Origin of the sequence: Collinsella sp. AF36-3AT (genome assembly GCF_003475205.1) — a bacterium.
Lineage (GTDB): Bacteria > Actinomycetota > Coriobacteriia > Coriobacteriales > Coriobacteriaceae > Collinsella > Collinsella aerofaciens_AF.
Genome location: NZ_QROZ01000002.1, coordinates 34,466 through 53,286, shown reverse-complemented (window position 1 = coordinate 53,286; position 18,821 = coordinate 34,466). Strand labels below are relative to the sequence as shown.

Sequence of the window (18,821 nt, the reverse complement as noted above, 5' to 3'; positions counted from 1 at the left end):
GGCCATGCCGCTTTTCTCGCAACATACCGCCCGGTTCTCGCCGGACGTTCCTTTGGAGGGCACCAGCTCTCGCGAGCTGCTCAAGCGGTACCAGCCGCTCGAGACACTTGCGACCGGCGGTTTTGGCTCCATCGAGATTTGCCGCGACACGCACCTGCGCCGCCGCGTCGCCATTAAGCGCATCCCCCTTATCAACGGCGCCGGCATGCCCGCCAGCGACATCATGGATGTCCTGCGCGAGGCGCACACTGCCGCCATGCTTCAACATCCCAATATCGTGCAGGTCATCGACTTTACGCATGACACCGCCTATGCCTACCTGGTCATGGAGTATGTCGACGGTATGTCGCTGGCCGAGTTTTTGCATCGCGTGGACGGCCACTCGCTCACCTTTGACGAGGCCGCGGCCATTGCCGATGCCCTGGGCCAGGCGCTCACCTTCGCCCATAGCAATGGCGTACTCCACCTGGACATTAAGCCCGCCAACGTGCTCATCGACCACTCGGGCAATGTAAAGCTCACCGACTTTGGCATGGCGCGACTGTCGTCCGCCGGTGGCTTTGGCGGCTCGCGCGGCGGCACCATCGGCTACATGCCGCCCGAGCAGCTCGATATCGAGACCGGCACGGTCGACGAACGCGCCGATGTCTTTGCCCTTGCCTGCGTTATCTATGAGGGCTTGTGCGGCAGCGCTCCCTTTATGGCGGCCACGCCCGCCGACTCGCTCGACCGCATCATCGGCGGCGCCACCTATCCCAGCGAGCTGATACCACACTTTCCCCCGGGAGCCGAGGCCGCGCTCATGAGCGCGCTCTCCCCCATGCCGCAGGACCGCCCCAACAGCATCGAGGCATTTTGCGACCAACTCCTTGCCGGTCTGGGCAGCGTGCGCGAGGGCCGTCGCAGTCTGGAGCAAATGGTTGGCGAGCTTTCGGATGACGAGCAGGAGCTCGACGATATCGAGCCGTCGTACTACGAGGACGACGCCATCGAGGTCGACCCCGCGCTCGGCTGGGCGGGCACGCGCTGGAGCCATGCGCGCGACTACACCATGCACGCTATCTCGGCGCTAACGTGCGGCGCCTTTAGCTTTTTGCTGATGCAAACGGCCGGGGTCGCGGCGCTTCCCGGCCTAGTCATTGCGGCTATCGCGATCGGAGCGGCGGCTGGCCTGGCCCCCCAGATCGGCTCGGCCATCTCGGCTGTGGGCTTTTTGGTGCTCATGGCCAACGCCACCATGCAGGCGCAGGGCATCCTGTCGATGTTGCCCGTCGCGGTGATCTTTGCCGCTGCCATGTCCGGTTGGTGGATCGCCTGGGGTCGCACCGAGGCTGCCGCGAGCGCCGCGCTCACCTGTGCACTCGCGCTTGGCTGTCTGACTGGCAATACCTTCCTGGCAGCTGGGGTCGCCGCCGGCGTCGCGTCATTTTGGCTCGGCCCGGCAAGCGCCGCCGCGGCAACGGGCATGGGCGTGCTTTTTGCCCGTCTGGCGACGGTCGCGCTTTCAGCCGGAGGCGTGCTGGGGCTCGGTAACGTTGCCGCAGCGCTGGAAGACCCGCTCCTTTGGGCTGCCTTTGTGCTGGTCGCGACAACTGCCGCAGCGTCATCTGCACTGCTCAATGCCCATGCCAAGCGTGCCGACCAGGGCTCAAACCTTGCCGCAATCGCCGCCATCGCCGTCACCGGCATCGGCTGCGCAGCGGCATCCTGTCTTGCACACCATATGGAAATTGCCAGCCTTGCAGCCGCGGTCGCCGCCAAGGCGGCAGTTGCGGGAACCCTATCCTCTATAATCGTTGGGATATGCCTATATTTGCTCGGATACCAAAGAACCTATACGGAGAGTGATCTTTCGTGAACTTCCTGAACATCTTCGAGGACCACGTGGCCGGCATCTTCGGTGCCACCCGTGCCCCGTTCTCCTTTAAGAAGCTTGCCAAGCAGGCCGCTCGCGACATGGAGGATCAGACTCTGGTGATTAACGGCGTCAACACGGCGCCGGCACTCTATACCATCCTGATCGCCGCCGACGACGATCCCATGCTCGCCCCGTTCTACCCCGAGCTTTCGCGCGAGGTCCGCGAGTTTGTGAAAGCGCAGGCCGAAAAGCGCCGCTATGTCTTTGTCGGCGAGCCCCTCGTGCGCTTTATGATCGATCCGCAGCTGCGCGCCGGCAAGTTCTCGGTCTTTGCCGAGAACGTCGATGCCCCCACGCTCGGCCGCCTGTACGAAGAAGAGCGCGCCTATCAAAACGGCCTGGGCCAGAACAACTCCGCGGCAAGCCGTGCCGCCAGCGCCCCGCGCGCCGGCCAGCAGCAGTTTGCTGCCCCGCAGCAGCAGCGCCCCGCCGCCATGCCCCAGCAGCAGCCGACGCCTCGCGCCGCCGCTCCCGACCCGCTTGCCGTGGCAGACCCCTTCGCGCCTAGCGTCCCCGACCCCGCCGCCGCACCCATCCCGGTGCCGCAGACCGTCTCGCGCGACGCGCTTGCCGGCATGGGCGGAGCCGCCGCGACCGGTGCCGCCGTGGGCCTAGGCGCCGCAGCCGGCATCGCCTCCAACATGGCGAGCACTCGCGCCCCACAGCGCCCGCTCGCCCAGCTCGTCGACGTCGTGAGCGGCGAGAGCCATAGCATCACCTCCGCACAGGTGACTATCGGTCGCGAGCGCTCAGTTTCCGATATTGCCCTGCGCGACCCCAACGTGTCGCGCCGCCACGCCCAGCTCACCTTTACGGGCTCGGATTGGTCGATCGAGGACCTCAATTCCACCAACGGCACGCTCGTCAACAACCGCCGCATTACGCGCTGCCCGCTGCGCAACGGCGATCTGCTGACGTTTGGCCTGAGCACCTTTGAATTTAGGGGATAGTCTCTTATGAACATCGATATCGTCCTTTTTGCAGGCCGCATCGTCCTGGTCGCCCTGCTCTATATCTTCCTGTTCGCCGTCATGAAGACCGGCGTGGGGCTTGTGCGCGGACAGCGCCGCGACTCGGCTATCTGGACGATCGATGTGGACAAGGGTCCGCGCGGTATCCGCGGCATCCACGTAGACATGCTCGGCCCCGTCATCGTCGGTCGCTCGCCGTCTTCGGACATCTGCATCAACGAACCATTCGTCTCGGCCTCGCATGCGCGCTTTTCGCTGCAGGGCCCGGCGCTCATCATCGAGGACCTCAACTCGCTTAACGGCACGCTCGTCAACGGCCGCCAGCTTGTGGAGCCCGCAACGCTGCGCGAGGGCGACGAAGTCCAGATTGGCGATGTGGTCATGAAGGTGAACCGTCGATGAACGACGAGGAGAACAAGTCCGCGACTATGACCGAGGCACCGGCTGCCGCTACAGCTGCGCCGGCCCACGCCGCTCCGGCGGGCTCCGCACCCGTGGAACCCGAGGACACCGTGTTCTCCCTGCCTCTTTCGCATGTAACGCATGATATTTCGGATCTCGCCGATAACGAGGACGAAGAGGATGCCGTAGCGGCGCCCATCGGCGCACATGCTGCGGACCAGCCCACAGCGCCCGAAGCAACCTCGGCGCCGGCTCACTTTGCAGAGCCCGTCGCCGCGGCAATCAACGAGAGCGCTGCGGTGTTTGCGGCACCCGAGCCCGCCGCGCCGGCGTTTCCCATAGCCCCGGCATCCGAGGTTGCGCCCGCGTCTACGCCGGCGCCCGAGGCGGGGCCATCCCCCGAGGACGGCCCTGCACCCACGGCCCCGCAGCCTGCGCCCGCAAGCGAGTCCGATGCCGTGGCCGAGCCCGCCGCCCAGTCGCAAAGCACACCCGCGCCGTCGCACTTTGCGACGCCCGAGCCCATAGACGCCAGCCCGCAAGACGACGAGTCGACCGCCTGCGCGTCCGAAGAGCCCGGCTCCCCGGACACCGGCGATTCCGAATCAAACGCCGAGACCGACACTGTCTCTCCCGGTGACACAGCCGAGATCGACGTTGCCGCCGTTGAGGCCAAGCTCAAAGACCCCGGCTCGACCATGAGCTTTGAGCCCCTGACCGAGGAGCGCATCGAGACCGACTCGACCTATGATGCCGGCACCACCACGCAACTCATGTGGGGCGCCCGCTCTGACGTTGGCTGCGTACGCCCGCACAATGAGGATTCCTACCTGGTGCAGTCGCCGCTCTTTTGCGTATGCGACGGCATGGGCGGTCACGCCGCCGGCGAGGTAGCCTCTTCCATCGCCGTCGAGACTATTGCCAAGACGGCCCCGCAGTCCGCCGACGCAGCACGCCTGGCCGCAGCCGTCGAGGCAGCCAACGCCGCCGTAATCGAGGCCGCCTTGAATGGCCTGGGCAAGCCCGGCATGGGCTGCACAGCCACTTGCGCCTATATCGAAAACGACACGCTCGCCATCGCCCACGTGGGTGACTCTCGCGCCTACCTGCTCCACGAGGGCACGCTCATCCGCGTGACCCGCGACCACTCCTACGTGGAGGAGCTCGTGGACGCCGGCGAGATTACGGCAGACGAGGCTCGCGTCCACCCCAACCGCTCGGTCATCACCCGTGCGCTGGGCTCGGACCCCGCCATGTATGCCGACCACTTCACTCTGCATATCGAGGAAGGCGACCGCCTGATCCTTTGCTCTGACGGCCTTTCGAGCATGATTCCCGATAGCGATATCGAGAACATCGCCACGCAGTCCTCAACCGCGCAAATCTGCGTCGACAACCTAGTGGACGCGGCGCTTGCCGCCGGCGGCCACGACAACGTGACCGTAGTAGTCGTTGACCTGGTTGACGATGGCGTTATGCGCGAGGCGCAACGCGTGCGTCGCCGCAACATTACTATCGCCGCCATCCTGGCCCTCGTCTTTGTGCTGGCAGCTGGCATCTGGGCCTACACGGGTGTCACCGGCTCGTACTACCTGGGTACCCACCAGGGCAATGTCGCCGTCTGGCGCGGCCTGCCCGGCAAGCCGCTCGGACTCAAGCTTCACTGGCTCGAAAGCGAAACCAGTATTAAGCTGTCCGACCTGCCCGAAGACACGCAAAACCGCCTCAAGGCGGGCATTCCGCAAACAAGTGTCGACGATGCGCAGGACACGATATCCAAGTACCGCCACCAGATCGACGAGGAGCAGACCCGCCAGGTGATCGACGCGCAAACGATTCGCGACAACACCAATCAGGGATCGACCTCCGAATCAGATTCCGAGAAAACCGCCGAACAGTCCGCCGAGGCCGAAGCCTCCGAAAAGAACTAGAAAGGGAGTGCCGCTTATGAGTCGCCGCAACACCGAGCTGCTCTTGCTCATCGCCTCGGCGTTCCCCGTCATCCTACTGTATGCGATGTACGTCCTCACCGCGGGCGCTGCCATCTCCTTTGAGACGCTCGCCGTACCGATCGGCCTCTTTGCCGCCTTTGCCGCGGCCCACATTGCCGTGCGCATCTTGGCGCCCGGTGCCGACCCCGCTATCCTGCCCATTGTCTTTGTGCTTTCGGGCATCGGCATCACGTTCGTGACGCGTCTCGCCCCCGCTCTCGCCATCTCACAGCTCATCATCCTGTTTGTCTCGGTGGCGCTCATGGTGGGAACGCTCGCGTTGGTTAAGAACCTCGACGTAGTCATGCGCTACAAGTACACCTTTGGCATTATCGGCATCATTCTGCTGATGCTGCCTATCTTTATCGGCACCACGATCTCGGGCTCCAAGCTGTGGATTCGCATCGCGGGCTTTACCATCCAGCCCGGCGAGTTCGCCAAAGTCTTTATCGTGCTGTTCCTGGCCGGGTACCTGGCCGAGAACCGCGAGCTGCTCTCCATCTCCAACCGCAAGATCCTAGGCTTTAAGATCCCTCGCCTGCGACTGCTGCTGCCGCTGTTTGCCGTGTGGGGCGTGTGCCTACTCGTTGTCGTCTTCGAACGCGACCTGGGTTCGGCCGTGCTGTTCTACACCATCTTCTTGCTGATGCTCTACGTTGCCACGGGGCGCTTTTCGTATGTCGTTATCGGCCTTGCGCTCTTAGCCGTCGGAGCCGTGGGCGCCTACAAGTTCCTGTCTCACGTTCAGGTGCGTTTCCAGGTTTGGGTCGATCCGTTTAAGGACGCCCAGGGCCAGGGCTACCAGATCGTCCAGTCACTCTTCTCGCTTGCCGATGGCGGTCTGGTCGGCGTTGGCATCGGCAACGGCATGGCCAACAACATCCCTGTCGTCGAGTCCGACTTTATCTTCTCGGCTATCGGCGAGGAGATGGGCCTCTTGGGCGGCGGCGCCGTGCTCATCCTGTTTATGCTCTTTGCCGTTCGCGGCCTGACCACAGCTGCCCGCGCTAAATCCGACCTCGCCGCCTTTAGCGCCACGGGCCTTACGGCCGCCATCAGCTTCCAGGCCTTCTTGATCGTGGGCGGCGTTACCCGCCTGATCCCGCTAACCGGCGTCACCCTGCCCTTTATGAGCCAGGGCGGTTCCTCGCTGCTGGCAAGCTTTATCATCGTCGCGCTCCTGCTGCGCGCCGGTGACGAAGCGACCGGACGCGAGGCCGAGCTTACCGGCACCGGCACCATGGCCGCCATCACCGATGATCAGGTCGCATCTGCCGCCGCCCCGACGGGCACGCGCTTTGCCACCTCGTCTTCCTACGGTAGCGGCAGTCATTCCGTCGGCTCGCGCATGCGCCGTCGCCTGCTCGACACGCCTGAATCCGGCGTGCTCGGCCGCGTTGCGCTCGCCAACCGTCTAACCCGTGCGGTGCTCGCCTTTACGGCGCTGTTCGCCATCCTTATCGGCAACCTCACCTATGTCCAGGTCATTAAGGCCAAGGACTATCAGGACATGCCGACCAACAACCACACCATCGCCCGCTCCAAGTACATCCAGCGCGGTTCCATCATCACGTCCGACGGCGTGACGCTGGCCGAGTCGCTGCAGCAGGAGGACGGCACCTACGTACGCTCCTACCCCAACGGCAACCTGGCAGCGCACGTGGTTGGCTACGTGAGCCAGCAGTATGGCACCACCGCCATCGAGAGCGTCATGAACGACACGCTCACCGGCTCCAAGGATTACTCCAGCTGGAACAACGCCATCGCGTCGCTCGCGGGCCAGACCCAGCCGGGCAACACCGCCAAGCTCACCATTGACTCGCGTATCCAGACGGCGGCCGAGCAGGCGCTCAAGGGCTTTAAGGGCGCTGTAGTGGTCATCGACCCGCGTACCGGCGCGGTGCTCGCATGTGCCAGCTCGCCCACCTACGACAACACCAACATCGACGCCCTGCTGCAGGCGGGCGGCGGCGAGGACGGCTCTATGTACAATCGCGCCATGGACGCGCTGTACACGCCGGGCTCCACGTTTAAGGTCGTTACGCTTTCCGCGGCACTCGAGACCGGCACCGCCAGCCTTACCAGCACCTACCAGGCGCCCGGCTCCATGGACATCGGCAACGCGCCGGTCACCAACTATGCCAACGAGAGCTACGGCACCATCAGCCTGCAGCAGGCCTTTGCCGTGTCTTCCAACGTCGTCTTTGGCCAGGTGGCAAACGAAGTTGGCGCAAACACGCTCGTGCAGTTTGCCAACGCCTTTGGCTACGGCCAAAAGCTCGGCCAGGACCTGACCTCCGCGGCCTCCATCATGGCCGACCCGTCGCTCATGACCGAGTGGGAGACCGCCTGGGCCGGCGCCGGCCAGCCTGTCGGCATGGACCACACGCCCGGGCCGCAGACCACCGTCATGCAAAACGCCGTGATTGCCGCCGCCATCGCTAACAGTGGCGTGGTCATGGACCCGTACTTTGTAGCCCAGGTACTCGCCCCGGACGGAACTGTGGTCAAGACCACGCAGTCCCGCTCGCTGGGTCAGGCCGTCAGCTCCGCCACGGCCGACCAGGTCAAGCAGGCCATGCTCGCCGTCGTCCAGTCCGGTACCGGCACCGATGCCCAGGTCCCCGGCGTCAAGGTCGCCGGCAAGACCGGCTCGGCCGAGACCGGCGGCACCAACGTCAACTCGATGTTCGTTGGCTTTGCGCCTTACGATTCACCCACGGTCGCCATCTCGGTGGCCTTGGAGGATTACGACAAGCATGACGTCAAGGCCGCCAAGATCGCCGGTATCGTCCTGACCGCGGCGCTTGCCGCACAGGGAGCGTGATGTCCATGATCGAATCGGACACCCGAGGCGCGCCGCGGCCGAAGAGTTAGCGGCAACGCGCCACACGGCCCCAGCGGCCACATCGTAGGTACTACACACATCGTTGAGCGAATAGTTATGTTAGGAGCAGGAATGGAACAGAGGGTCCTCGGGGGAAGATACCTCCTCAAGGATAAGGTGGGGACAGGCGGCATGGCGACCGTCTTCCGTGCGCAGGACCAGGTCCTCGACCGCACGGTAGCCGTCAAGATCATGCTGCCGCAGTATGCTGGCGACGCAACCTTCGCCGCACGCTTTAAGCAGGAGGCCCAGGCAGCAGCCGGTCTCTCCTCCCCCTATATCGTGGGCGTCTACGATTGGGGCAAGGACGGCGACACCTATTACATCGTCATGGAGTACCTGCGCGGCACCGACCTTAAGAGCGGCATCAAGAGCCACGGCGCCCTCGACCCCAAGAAGGTCGCCCAGATCGGCTCGCAGATCAGCTCCGCGCTTTCGGTCGCCCACAAGCACGAGATCATCCACCGCGACATCAAGCCGCAGAACATCATGGTGCTGCCCGACGGCAACATCAAGGTGATGGACTTTGGCATCGCGCGCGCCAAGAACAGCCACCTCACGCAAGACAACAACGTGCTGGGAACCGCCCACTACGTCAGTCCCGAGCAGACCCGTGGTCAGGACCTCGGCCCCACCTCGGATATCTACTCGCTGGGCGTCGTGATGTACGAGTGCGCCACCGGCCGCGTGCCCTTTGACGGTGATGACGCCATCTCGGTCGCACTCAAGCAGGTCAACGAGCTGCCTATTCCGCCGAGCCAGATCAACTCCGGTGTCGACGCCGACCTTGAGCGCATCATCCTCAAGTGCATGGAGAAGGACCCGGCAAACCGCTTCCAGACCGCCGACGAGCTGCGTCAGGTGCTCAACAGCTACCTGTCGGGCCGTGCCGTCAACATCTCGGAGCCCACGCGCATCATCGGTGCACCCGGTGAGCTGGGCGCCACCAAGACTCGCGAGCTTTCCGATCAGACGCGCGCCATGGTACGTCCCGTCTCGGGCGTGAGCGGCCAGAATACCGCCCGTAGCTCGGTTTCGGGCTCCACCGGCTCCTACGAGGTCGAAAAGCCCAAATCCAACAAGAACAAGATCATCGCCGCCGTGGTGGCAGCCGTTGCCGTCATCGGTATCGTGGTGGCCTTTGCCACAGGACTCTTTGGCGGCGAGCAGGTCACCGTGCCCGATGTGCTGGGCAAGGACCAGCAGACTGCCGTCGAGCAGATCAAGGAAGCCGGCCTCGAGGTCGGCACCATCGACCAAAGCTACAACGACGATATCGACGAGGGCAAGGTCGCCGAGCAGACGCCCAACGGCAAAACCAAGAAGGCCAAGGGCACCAAGGTGAACCTGGTAATCTCCAAGGGCCCCAAGCCCTCCGAGAAGGTTGAGGTTCCCCGGCTTGTCGGCCTGACCAAGGACCAGGCAGAAGCCGCGCTGGCAAGCGTTGGCCTGAAGGGCAACGCCTCCGAGGAGGCCAACGAGGCCGATGAGGGCCAGGTCTTTGAGCAGGGCACCGAACCCGGTAAGGAAGTCGAGAAGGGCACGACCATCTCGTACAAGGTCTCCAGCGGTCCTGACACCACCTCCGTCCCCGATCTGACCGACATGACCGAGGCCCAGGCGCGCAACGCCCTCGATATGGCAGGCTTTGGCGTCGACGTGAGCTACCAGGAGAACGATTCGGTTACCGAGGGCACCGTGATTAGCTGGAACCCCAGCGGCAAGCAGAAGCCTGGCGCCACGATTACCGTCGTCATTGCCAAGAAGTCCGGCAAGGCCAGCGTTCCGGGCAACCTGTACGGCAAGAGCATCTCCGCCGCCGTCACCGCGCTCAACAACGCCGGGTTCTACAACATCGCATTCTGCGATCAGAACGGCAACCCCGTGAGCGGCAACGAAAACGCCACCGTTACGGGCGTCTCCCCCACCGGCAAGCAGTCTACCGACAGCACGATTACGCTGACGGTCGCACTTTCTGGCTCGGGTTCGGGTTCGGGCTCGGGCACGGGCGACGATTCCGGTACGGCCAACTAGTCGCCACCCCACCGCCCATTACGGCTCTCGCCGCAAACATATTCACTCACAGGCGCCCGCTTGCTCCCCCAGCAAGCGGGCGCTTCGTTTTTGACATGGCATGAACCAGAAGAGCCCGGCACCGTGGCGGTGTACCGGGCTCGATCAATCTCTGGTGCCCCCGGGCGAATTCAACCCCCCCCCGCGGGAAATTGGTGACGCGGGTGTCGACGGCTCGAACCCTGCCCTTAGACCAGAAGAGCCCGGCACCGTGGTGGTACCGGGCTCGACAAATCTCTGGTGCCCCCGGGCGGATTCGAAAACTCCCCCCGCGGGGAAATTGGTGACGCGGGTGTCGACGGTCCGAATCCTGCCCTTAGACCAGAAGAGCCCGGCACCATAGCGGTACCGGGCTCGATATTCCTCTGGTGCCCCCGGGCGGATTCGAACCGTCGACACCCGCTTTAGGAGAGCGGTGCTCTATCCCCTGAGCTACGGAGGCATGTTGTATTAGTGTAGCAGATTTACGCCGCTGTAATGCAGCGTATACCCACTCTTCGAAGTTGCGGTGGAACAGCCCTCCGGAAAGTGCGTCCCACTATCCAGGCAAATTCTGGGTCAGACTTTCCCCATGGGACCTCGCTGGGAAACTGTGTCCCAGAATTTCGACTCGAAACGGGACACGGTTTCCCAAACGGGCCCGTTCCGGAAACTACATCCCGCAATCGGCACTCGAACCGGGATGCACTTTCCCGATCGAGCCTCATGGGAAACCGCGTCCCACTTTAGGGGGGCGCTCTTTAATGGCTAGTTGCCTTTGTGGAAGAGGTTTTTGATAACGGAGGGGATGCTCTTGGCGCCCTTAGCCGTCACATCGATAAAGTCAGGCGAACGCACGAGCTTATCCTCGTCGACGTACTTGCGGACCGCGCGCAACGTCTCTTTGTCGTCGCGCGTCGAAAACGTAAAGTGACCGTTGTCCTTGGTGAAGATGGCAAAACGCGTAATCTTCTTGGTGCCGCGCAAAACCTCGGCGGCAATATAGTCGACCTCGTCCCACGGGATTTGGATATAATCCTCGGGATTACGCTCGTTATAGTACTCAAACGCCTTATTGCCCACCATCACGTTACCGTGACTGGTAAGCCCCATCAGGCAGGTTGCCGGCGTTGCCAGATCGACCGTGCTGTTCTGAGATTGCGCCATACGCGCCTCGCCCTCCAATAAAAACAATCGGACCGCATCCAGTGTACCCACCGGGTGCGGTCCGTTTCAATGGCTCAAAAGCCCTTGCCTAGCAACTCTCGGTCTTAAGCCGAAGCGTGCTTACATGAAGCCGCAGACGCGACCGATGATGCCGACGGCGAAGAGAGCCAGGATGATGACGATCGGGCTGACCTTCTTCTTGAGGAGCTTGCAGACCAGAAGGGTCAGGCACACGGCGGCAAGGCCGGGGATGAGCTGATCGAGGTTGGCCTGAAGCGTGGTGACCTTCACCGGGTCGAGTGCGTTGGCACCGACAGAGCTGTACATCGTCAATGCCTGCTTGATGCCCTCAGAACCGGCGGGCAGGTTGGCCCAGTCGATATAGGCGCCAGCGGACTGCGTGACCTTGGAGACGACCGGGGTGAAGGAGATGGACACCCAGCGCTCGACCAGGGCGCCGATGATGAACATACCCAGGATGGAAGCACCCTCGGTGACCTTGCCCATCAGACCGCCGGAGAGGTCCTTGGCGATGGAGGAGCCGACCTTGTAGCCAAACTCCTGCGTGTACCACAGGAAGGCGTAACGGATGATGTTCCACGCGAAGAAGAACAGCAGCGGACCGGCGATGCTGCCGGACAGGGCCAGGGAAGCGCCCAGTGCACCCAGAATCGGGCGAAGGGTGAACCAGAAGGCGGGGTCGCCGACGCCGGCGAGCGGGCCCATCATACCGACCTTGACGCCCTGAATGGCGACGTCGTCAATCGGAGCACCGTTGGCGCGCTCCTCCTCGAGGGCGAGGGTAACGCCAATGACGGGGGCGGAAACATAGGGGTGGGTGTTATAGAACTCCAGGTGGCGCTTAAGAGCGGCAATCTGGTCATCCTTGCTGGTGTAGAGCTTCTTGATCGCAGGGATCATTGCGAAGCACCAGCCGCCGTTCTGCATACGCTCGTAGTTCCACGAGCCCTGAAGGAACTGATGACGGAAGCAAACCTTCTTACGGTCAGCCTTGGTGAGCTGAATCTTGTTCTCTGCCATATGTATCACTCCCCTCCTACTCGTAATCGTTCAGAATGTCGCCGAGCGGGTCACCGGAGCCACCGCCCATGCCGCCACCCTGCTTGGCCAGATCCTTAAGGCCAAGGTAGATGAGGGCAAGGGAGATGCCGATGAGGCCAAGGGCGATCAGCGTGAGCTGAGGGATGGCAGCAAGGACAAAGCCGAGGATGAAGAACGGCCAGGTCTCCTTGGTGGCCATCATGTTGATGACCATGGCGTAACCGACGGAAGCGACCATGCCGCCGCCGACAGCCATGCCGCCGGACAGCCAATCGGGCATAGCGTTAAGCGCGTTGGTAACAGCCTCGGCCGGGATGATGCACAGAAGTACTGCCGGGATGGCGATACGAACACCCTGCATGAGGATGCCGGCGTACTGCCAACGCTCGATGCCGGCGAAGTCGCCCTTCTCGGCGCAGGCGTCCATGCCGTGAACCATAGCGGTAGCCAGGGTACGGCAGATCATGGTCAGGAACAGACCAGCGACCGACAGCGGGACGGCGACGGCGATGGCGGCGGTAACGGCCTTGGCCGAATCGGTGGCGCCACCGTTGAGGGCGAGCACCATGATGATCGAAGAAGCGACCGAGGCCAGAGCGGCGTCAGGCGCGACGGCGGCGCCGACGTTAGCCCAGCCAAGGGCCATCATCTGGAGCGAACCGCCCAGGAGGATGCCCTCCTGAAGGTGACCGGTTACGAGACCGATAAGCGTGCATGCCACGAGCGGCTGATGGAACTGGAACTCATCCAGAATGCCTTCCATACCGGCAAGCAACGCGACAATCGCAACAAGCAGAATAGTGATTGCAGACATGTATCGGACCCTCCTTTACTATGCTTGAGCGGCCAGTTCGGCCTTTGCTTTCTTCAACATGGCGTCGAGATCCTCGGAGGAATCCGAAGGAACCTTGCGGACCTCGAACTTGACGCCCTTGGCCTTGAGAGCCTCGATGGTCTTGACATCGTCATCGCCCATAGCGACAGCGTTGGTGACGACGACCTTGCCCTTGGAGTGGGCCATGGAACCGATGTTGGCTTCCTTGATGTCGACGCCGGCCTCGATGGCCCTGAGCAGATCCTGCGGGTTCTCGAAAAGCAGCATGGCCTTGGTGTCACCAAAGCGCGTGTCCTTGACGACCTCGGCCATCTTCTTGATGGGCACGACGTTGGCATGAACTCCCGGAGGGGCAGCCTGCTCGATCATGGTCTTGCGGAGCTCGTCGTGAGCAACGCCGTCGGAAACCACGATGATGCGGTTGGGGTTGATCTGCTTGGTCCACGTGGTGGCCACCTGACCATGAAGCAGACGGGTGTCGATACGGACGTGGGCGATCTTGATGTGCCCGTCGCCGATGACCGTTCCCGGAGGGATGGCGCCTGCAGGAGCAGCGGCGGCCGCAGCCGGCTTCTTCTCCTCGGGCTCCAGAGACTCGGGCTTGACGCGCACGCCGGCCTTAGCCTCAGTCACGAGATGTTTTGCGATCGCATGTGCAGTGTTCTTTGCGTCAAAGCGCTGCGAATATGCCTCGATGAGCATAGGCAGGTTGACACCGGTGACGATAGCCCAGGAATCATGGCCCTCGATGAGACCGCTGATCTGGTTGAAGGGCGTGCCGCCCCACAGATCAACGAGGAAGAGCACCTGCTCCTGGTCCTCGAAGGAAGCGACTGCTTCCTCGACCTTGGCACGGAAGTCGTCGGGGCCCATGCTCGGCTCGAGCGAGACCACGGCTACAGACGGCTGATCGCCAAAGACCATCGAGCCCGTCTGCTTGATTCCAGCCGCCAAGTCACCATGGCTAGCAAGAACAATACTTACCATCACATAACCTCCTTTTTGTCTACGTATTTCCTACACGACAATAATGGAGTATACCTGTTCGCCTTGTGGATTTATAGCTAAATTCGCAAACGGTTGCATTATTTGTTTAAACGTCTAAGTTTGTTACAAATTGATTACGTTGCTGATTTACAGCTCATTGCCTACTAAAACGTGATTTCCCAATTACTTCCACAGATATATACAGACACGCTGTTCATTAACGCCGCTTTTAGGTTAATCCCAATGCGCCTGCGTGCCGCTATTTTGTTTAAACAGACATAACTTGACTAATTGTATAACTTATGCTCTAGCGCAAGTAGTCGTTGGGGACGTTCTTAAACGACTAGTCAAACAAGAACGTCCCCAACGACTAGGGGCTAGACGATGTGGAGAGGGTTAGCGGCGTCGACGGCGTCGGGGGCGTCAGAGGGGCCGTCGGGGGCAGCGTCTGCCGGGTCCTCGTCGGGGGTCTCGATCTGCTTGATCATGACCTCTTGGCCCTGGAGCAAATAGGTATCGCCACTGCCGCAATGGGGGCAGGTCTTGCCGTGCTCGACTGTCGCATAGTCGCGGCCGCACGCCTCGCAATGCGTCACGGCCTCGACGGGCTCCACGATAAGCTCCGCGCCCTGCGTGATGGACTTTTTATCTGCCGCCCAGCGCCAAGCGTCGAGCAGCAAGTCGGGAACGACGCCCGAGACCTCGCCCAGCAGCAGCGTGACGCTCGAAACGCGACGCACGCCATTGGCGCGCGCCACGTTCTCAACATCGCGAATAATGTGATAAACGATTCCCAATTCATGCAAGGTAGAAACCTTTCAACAACGGTTGATGCGATGCAAACTCAAAGCAAGGGGACGGCGAAATCTAGTCTGCGCCGTCCCCTTACCCGCCATGGTTACCTATTTACGACCGAACTTGATTTTGATTGCACGCTTTAAAGCATACTTGCCAAGGCTCGGGAGCTTTTGCTCGTATTTGACCATCGTGGAGCACTCGGGGCGATCGCGATCCAGATGGATGGCATCGAACGCGCACTTGGTGGTGCACAGGCCGCAGCCGATGCACTTGTTGGGGTCGACGATTGAGGCACCGCAGCCAAGGCAACGGGCGGTCTCGGCGCGCACCTGCTCTTCGGTAAAGGTCTCGACGTACTCGCTGAAGGGCGCGGCCTTCTCGCGCTCGTGGTCCACGTGGGCAACCTCACGGCTCGCGTTGTCATAGCTCTCGATCACGACATCGTCGCGGTCGAGCGCGGCGTAGCGGCGCTGGTTGCGGCCGATGGTGAGCGTGGAGCCCGGCTGCACAAAGCGGTGGATGGACACCGCAGCCTCGTGACCGGCGGCGATAGCGTCGATGGCGAAGCTGGGACCGGTGTAGACGTCACCACCCACAAAGATGTCGGGTTCGGCGGTCTGGTAGGTCTGGGGATCGGCAAGGGCACCCTGACCACGGCCAAGCTCCACCTTGGAGCCAGCCAGCAGGTCGCCCCACACGATGGACTGGCCGATGGACATGACGACACGGTCAGCATCGACACGGCGTAGATCGTTCTCGTCGTACTCGGGCGCAAAACGGCCTTCGTCGTCAAAGACACGCGTGCAGCGCTTGAAGGTGATACCGCACACACGACCGGCCTCGTCCAGGTGGACCTCCTTGGGACCCCAACCGCAGCTGATGTGCGCGCCGTCCTCGATGGCCTCGCGACGCTCTTCCTCGCTGGCGGGCATCTGTGCCTCGCTCTCCAGGCAGAACATCTCAACGTGCTCGGAACCCAGACGGCAGGCGTTGCGGGCAACGTCGATGGCCACGTTGCCGCCGCCCACCACGATGGTGCGGCCGGGCAGCGCGTCAATCTTGCCGCTGTTGACCTCGCGCAAAAAGTCGACGGCCACGGTCACACCCTCGGCGTCCTCGCCCGGAATGTCGGCAAGGCGGCCGCCCTGGCAGCCAATAGCCACGTAGAAGGCCTTAAAACCCTGCGTGCGCAGCTCATCGAGCGTCACGTCACGGCCGACTTCCACGCCATAGCGGAACTCGGCACCCATCAGGCGAATGATCTCGACCTCGGCCTCGATAACATCCTTCTGCAGCTTAAAGCTGGGAATGCCGTAGGTGAGCATGCCACCCGGGCGCTCGTTTTTCTCGAACACGACGGGCTTGTAGCCCTTCTCGGCAAGATAGAAAGCGCAGGACAGACCGGCCGGGCCGGCACCGATGATGGCAATCTTCTGGTCGAAGCCGCCAGCGCGCGTCGGCGTCACCACGGGCGGGACGTAGCGGGTCGCAGCGTCCAGATCGCGCTGGGCGATAAACTTCTTGACTTCGTCGATAGCCACGGCGGCGTCCACACGACCGCGGGTGCAGGCATCCTCACAGCGGCGGTTGCACACACGGCCGCAGATAGCGGGCAGCGGGTTCTCGCGCTTGATGAGTGCCAGTGCCTCGTCATAGCGGCCCTGCGCCGCGAGCTTCAGATAGCCCTGAACGGCAACGTGCGCGGGGCAGGCCGTCTTGCAGGGCGCCGTGCCGGACTCATGCGTCTCGATGCGGTTGTCGTTGCGGTAGTTGGGCGACCACTTGGTGTGGTCCCACTTGGTGGCATCGGGCAGCTCCTGGCGCGGATACTCGGGCACCTTGCCGCCGGCCTTTTTGCTGCAGAGCTTCTGGCCGAGCTTGGCGGCACCGGCCGGGCACACCTCAACGCAGCGACCGCAGGCCACGCACTTGTCCTTCTCGACCTTGGCGACATAGGCCGAGCGCGACAGGTTGGGCGTGTTGAACAGCTGCGAGGTGCGCAGGGCGTAGCACACGTTGACGTTGCAGTTGCAGATGGCGAAGATTTTGTTCTCACCGTCAATGTTGGTGATCTGGTGCACAAAGCCGTTGTCCTCGGCCTGGCGCAGGATGTCGTAAACCTCGTCGCGGGTCACGTAATGGCCACGATCGGTCTCGACCACGTAGTCGGCCATATCGCCCACGGCGATGCACCAATCGGCCGGGTCGTCGGCGCAGCCCTCACCCATCACGCGACGGCTCGCGCGGCAGCTGCAGGTGCTAGCGGCATACTTACCCTCGTATTTGTCGAGCCAATGCTCGATATGCTCAATAGGCACCGAGGTGCTTGCGGCGTCGATGGCCTTCTCGACCGGAATGACGTGCATGCCGATACCGGCGCCTCCGGGCGGCACCATCGGCGTGGCGCGGGACAGCGGCCCCTTGGACGCCTGCTCAAAGAACTTGGCATAGACCGGATGCTCCTCGAGCTGGCTCACGCGCATGTTGAGGAACTCGGCGGAACCCGGCACCAGCATGGGCAGTACCCACTGCTTGGCGCGCTCGGGGTTTTCCCAGTTGTACTCGAGCAGACCCGTGTAGCTCATGTCGTCGAGCATCTTCTCGATATCGGCCTCGGGCATGCCGGTGAGCTTGACCATCTCGGGCAGCGTATAGGGACGACGCATCTTCATCTTGCAGAGCACTTCGGCCTGCTCGTCGGTTGCGGCCTCGGCAAACGACCAGTACTCGTAGCCCAGCAGCTCGTCGCGATGCAGCAGACGGTTGGTGCAGTGCTCGCACAGCTTGACGATTGCCTCGCGCGGATGCTCCGGCAGCGGCGGCACAAACTCCACGCCGATATCGGGCTCGGTGTAACTAATCCCCGGTCCGTTGAGAATCATGGTTGTCCCTTCTCTTGCCGCAGCCCGACGAGGCCGCAGCACCCCTCTTTTTTTGCAGGCCGGGCATGCCCCCATGCCGTTCACCCGCCATTGTTGACATTGTGTCAAAAATAGTATTGACGAACCGTCAACAATATTCAAGACTGTTAGGCGAACGGTCAGGCAAAAGAGGATGAAAGGCGGCAAAACATGGGCAACAACGCAGCAGGTACCTCTGTGGTCGATGCCGTCCCCGCATCCGATAGCGCGGCGAAGCGCTTGACGGGCGACGAACGCCGTCGCGAGATTCTCGATGCCGTGCGCACCGTAAGCTCCGAGCTGGGCGTGTCCCACCTATCGGTATCGGCTGTGACCAAGCGAGCCGGCTGCACGCGTTCATTGTTCTACCATTACTTTGCCGATATGGACGCCGCCGTCACCGCTGTCATGGACGAGGCAATCGACGGCTTCATTGCCGAGCTCGAGCAGTGGAATGCCAGCCGCACGGTTGGCGACATCGAGGGCGCGCTCGACACCGTCGCCCCGCTCTTTAAGCGCCTGGTCGCCAGCGGCCACGAACTGCCGAGCACCCTGACCTCCAGCAGCGGCGCGCTCTACGGCGGCTTTTTGCACAACGTGGTCCAACGCGTGGCGCAGTATATCTGCGACACCACCGTGGTGGATTTTGTCGCCCATCATGAGCTACGCATCGACCATGTCTACGAGACGTTCTACACCCTCATCATGGGGTTGTTGATGTATATCCGCACGCACCCCGATGTGCCCGACGAGACGGTCAAGGAAATCATCGCCTCGACACTCCACATCGAGGGCTATACCGCCAAGTATCCGGAGCGCAAGCCCCAGAACTGACGACATTTGGCCAAACT

At 62.4% G+C, this 18,821-nt stretch carries 13 protein-coding genes and 1 tRNA gene; 7 read left to right on the top strand and 7 right to left on the bottom strand.

The genetic code is table 11. The features are described 5' to 3' along the window. Window positions 1–4 precede the first annotated feature (4 nt). The 6 genes from DW003_RS02665 to pknB all read left to right on the top strand — a co-directional run bounded on the left by DW003_RS02665 (window position 5) and on the right by pknB (window position 10,203). Window positions 5–1,858, top strand: a complete 1,854-nt coding sequence (locus DW003_RS02665; RefSeq protein ID WP_117655891.1) for a serine/threonine-protein kinase — start codon at window positions 5–7, stop codon at window positions 1,856–1,858. Continuing rightward, on the top strand, window positions 1,855–2,868 hold the full coding sequence (locus DW003_RS02660; RefSeq protein WP_035136732.1) for an FhaA domain-containing protein: 1,014 nt from the start codon (window positions 1,855–1,857) through the stop codon (window positions 2,866–2,868). The genes DW003_RS02665 and DW003_RS02660 overlap by 4 nt, the downstream gene beginning before the upstream one ends. A 6-nt stretch (window positions 2,869–2,874) precedes the next feature. Further along, window positions 2,875–3,291, top strand: a complete 417-nt coding sequence (locus DW003_RS02655) for an FHA domain-containing protein (protein ID WP_006235180.1) — start codon at window positions 2,875–2,877, stop codon at window positions 3,289–3,291. Beyond that, window positions 3,288–5,222 carry a Stp1/IreP family PP2C-type Ser/Thr phosphatase gene (locus DW003_RS02650; protein WP_118387392.1) on the top strand — a complete coding sequence of 645 codons (1,935 nt, stop codon included), beginning with the start codon at window positions 3,288–3,290 and terminating at the stop codon, window positions 5,220–5,222. The genes DW003_RS02655 and DW003_RS02650 overlap by 4 nt, the downstream gene beginning before the upstream one ends. A gap of 16 nt (window positions 5,223–5,238) precedes the next feature. Further along, a complete protein-coding gene (locus tag DW003_RS02645) occupies window positions 5,239–8,109 on the top strand; it encodes an FtsW/RodA/SpoVE family cell cycle protein (protein ID WP_117773735.1) in 2,871 nt (956 codons plus the stop codon). A gap of 132 nt (window positions 8,110–8,241) precedes the next feature. Continuing rightward, entirely contained in the window at window positions 8,242–10,203 is a 1,962-nt protein-coding gene (gene pknB / locus DW003_RS02640; RefSeq protein ID WP_118387390.1) for a Stk1 family PASTA domain-containing Ser/Thr kinase, read from the top strand. A 405-nt stretch (window positions 10,204–10,608) separates the two neighbouring features. Here the strand turns inward: pknB and DW003_RS02635 are convergent. From DW003_RS02635 to DW003_RS02605, 7 genes are all read right to left on the bottom strand, one after another. Continuing rightward, window positions 10,609–10,684, bottom strand: a tRNA-Arg gene (locus tag DW003_RS02635). Between the two features lie 305 nt (window positions 10,685–10,989). Further along, window positions 10,990–11,388 (bottom strand): DUF956 family protein, encoded by a 399-nt coding sequence (locus DW003_RS02630; protein WP_006235193.1) that lies wholly within the window; start codon window positions 11,386–11,388, stop codon window positions 10,990–10,992. Between the two features lie 120 nt (window positions 11,389–11,508). Beyond that, entirely contained in the window at window positions 11,509–12,429 is a 921-nt protein-coding gene (locus tag DW003_RS02625; protein ID WP_117564942.1) for a PTS system mannose/fructose/sorbose family transporter subunit IID, read from the bottom strand. Window positions 12,430–12,445: 16 nt separating this feature from the next. Beyond that, window positions 12,446–13,264 carry a PTS mannose/fructose/sorbose transporter subunit IIC gene (locus tag DW003_RS02620; protein WP_089573274.1) on the bottom strand — a complete coding sequence of 273 codons (819 nt, stop codon included), beginning with the start codon at window positions 13,262–13,264 and terminating at the stop codon, window positions 12,446–12,448. Between the two features lie 18 nt (window positions 13,265–13,282). Beyond that, entirely contained in the window at window positions 13,283–14,272 is a 990-nt protein-coding gene (locus DW003_RS02615; protein WP_117637934.1) for a PTS sugar transporter subunit IIB, read from the bottom strand. A gap of 377 nt (window positions 14,273–14,649) precedes the next feature. Continuing rightward, window positions 14,650–15,078 (bottom strand): hydrogenase maturation nickel metallochaperone HypA, encoded by a 429-nt coding sequence (locus DW003_RS02610; RefSeq protein WP_117637935.1) that lies wholly within the window; start codon window positions 15,076–15,078, stop codon window positions 14,650–14,652. 96 nt (window positions 15,079–15,174) lie between these two features. Further along, on the bottom strand, window positions 15,175–17,952 hold the full coding sequence (locus tag DW003_RS02605; protein WP_187361883.1) for an FAD-dependent oxidoreductase: 2,778 nt from the start codon (window positions 17,950–17,952) through the stop codon (window positions 15,175–15,177). Window positions 17,953–18,141: 189 nt separating this feature from the next. On the opposite strand from DW003_RS02605, the gene DW003_RS02600 reads away from it, so the two are divergent. Continuing rightward, complete coding sequence (locus tag DW003_RS02600) at window positions 18,142–18,804, top strand: TetR/AcrR family transcriptional regulator (RefSeq protein ID WP_118387388.1); 663 nt, start codon at window positions 18,142–18,144, stop codon at window positions 18,802–18,804. The last annotated feature ends 17 nt before the right edge of the window (window positions 18,805–18,821 follow it).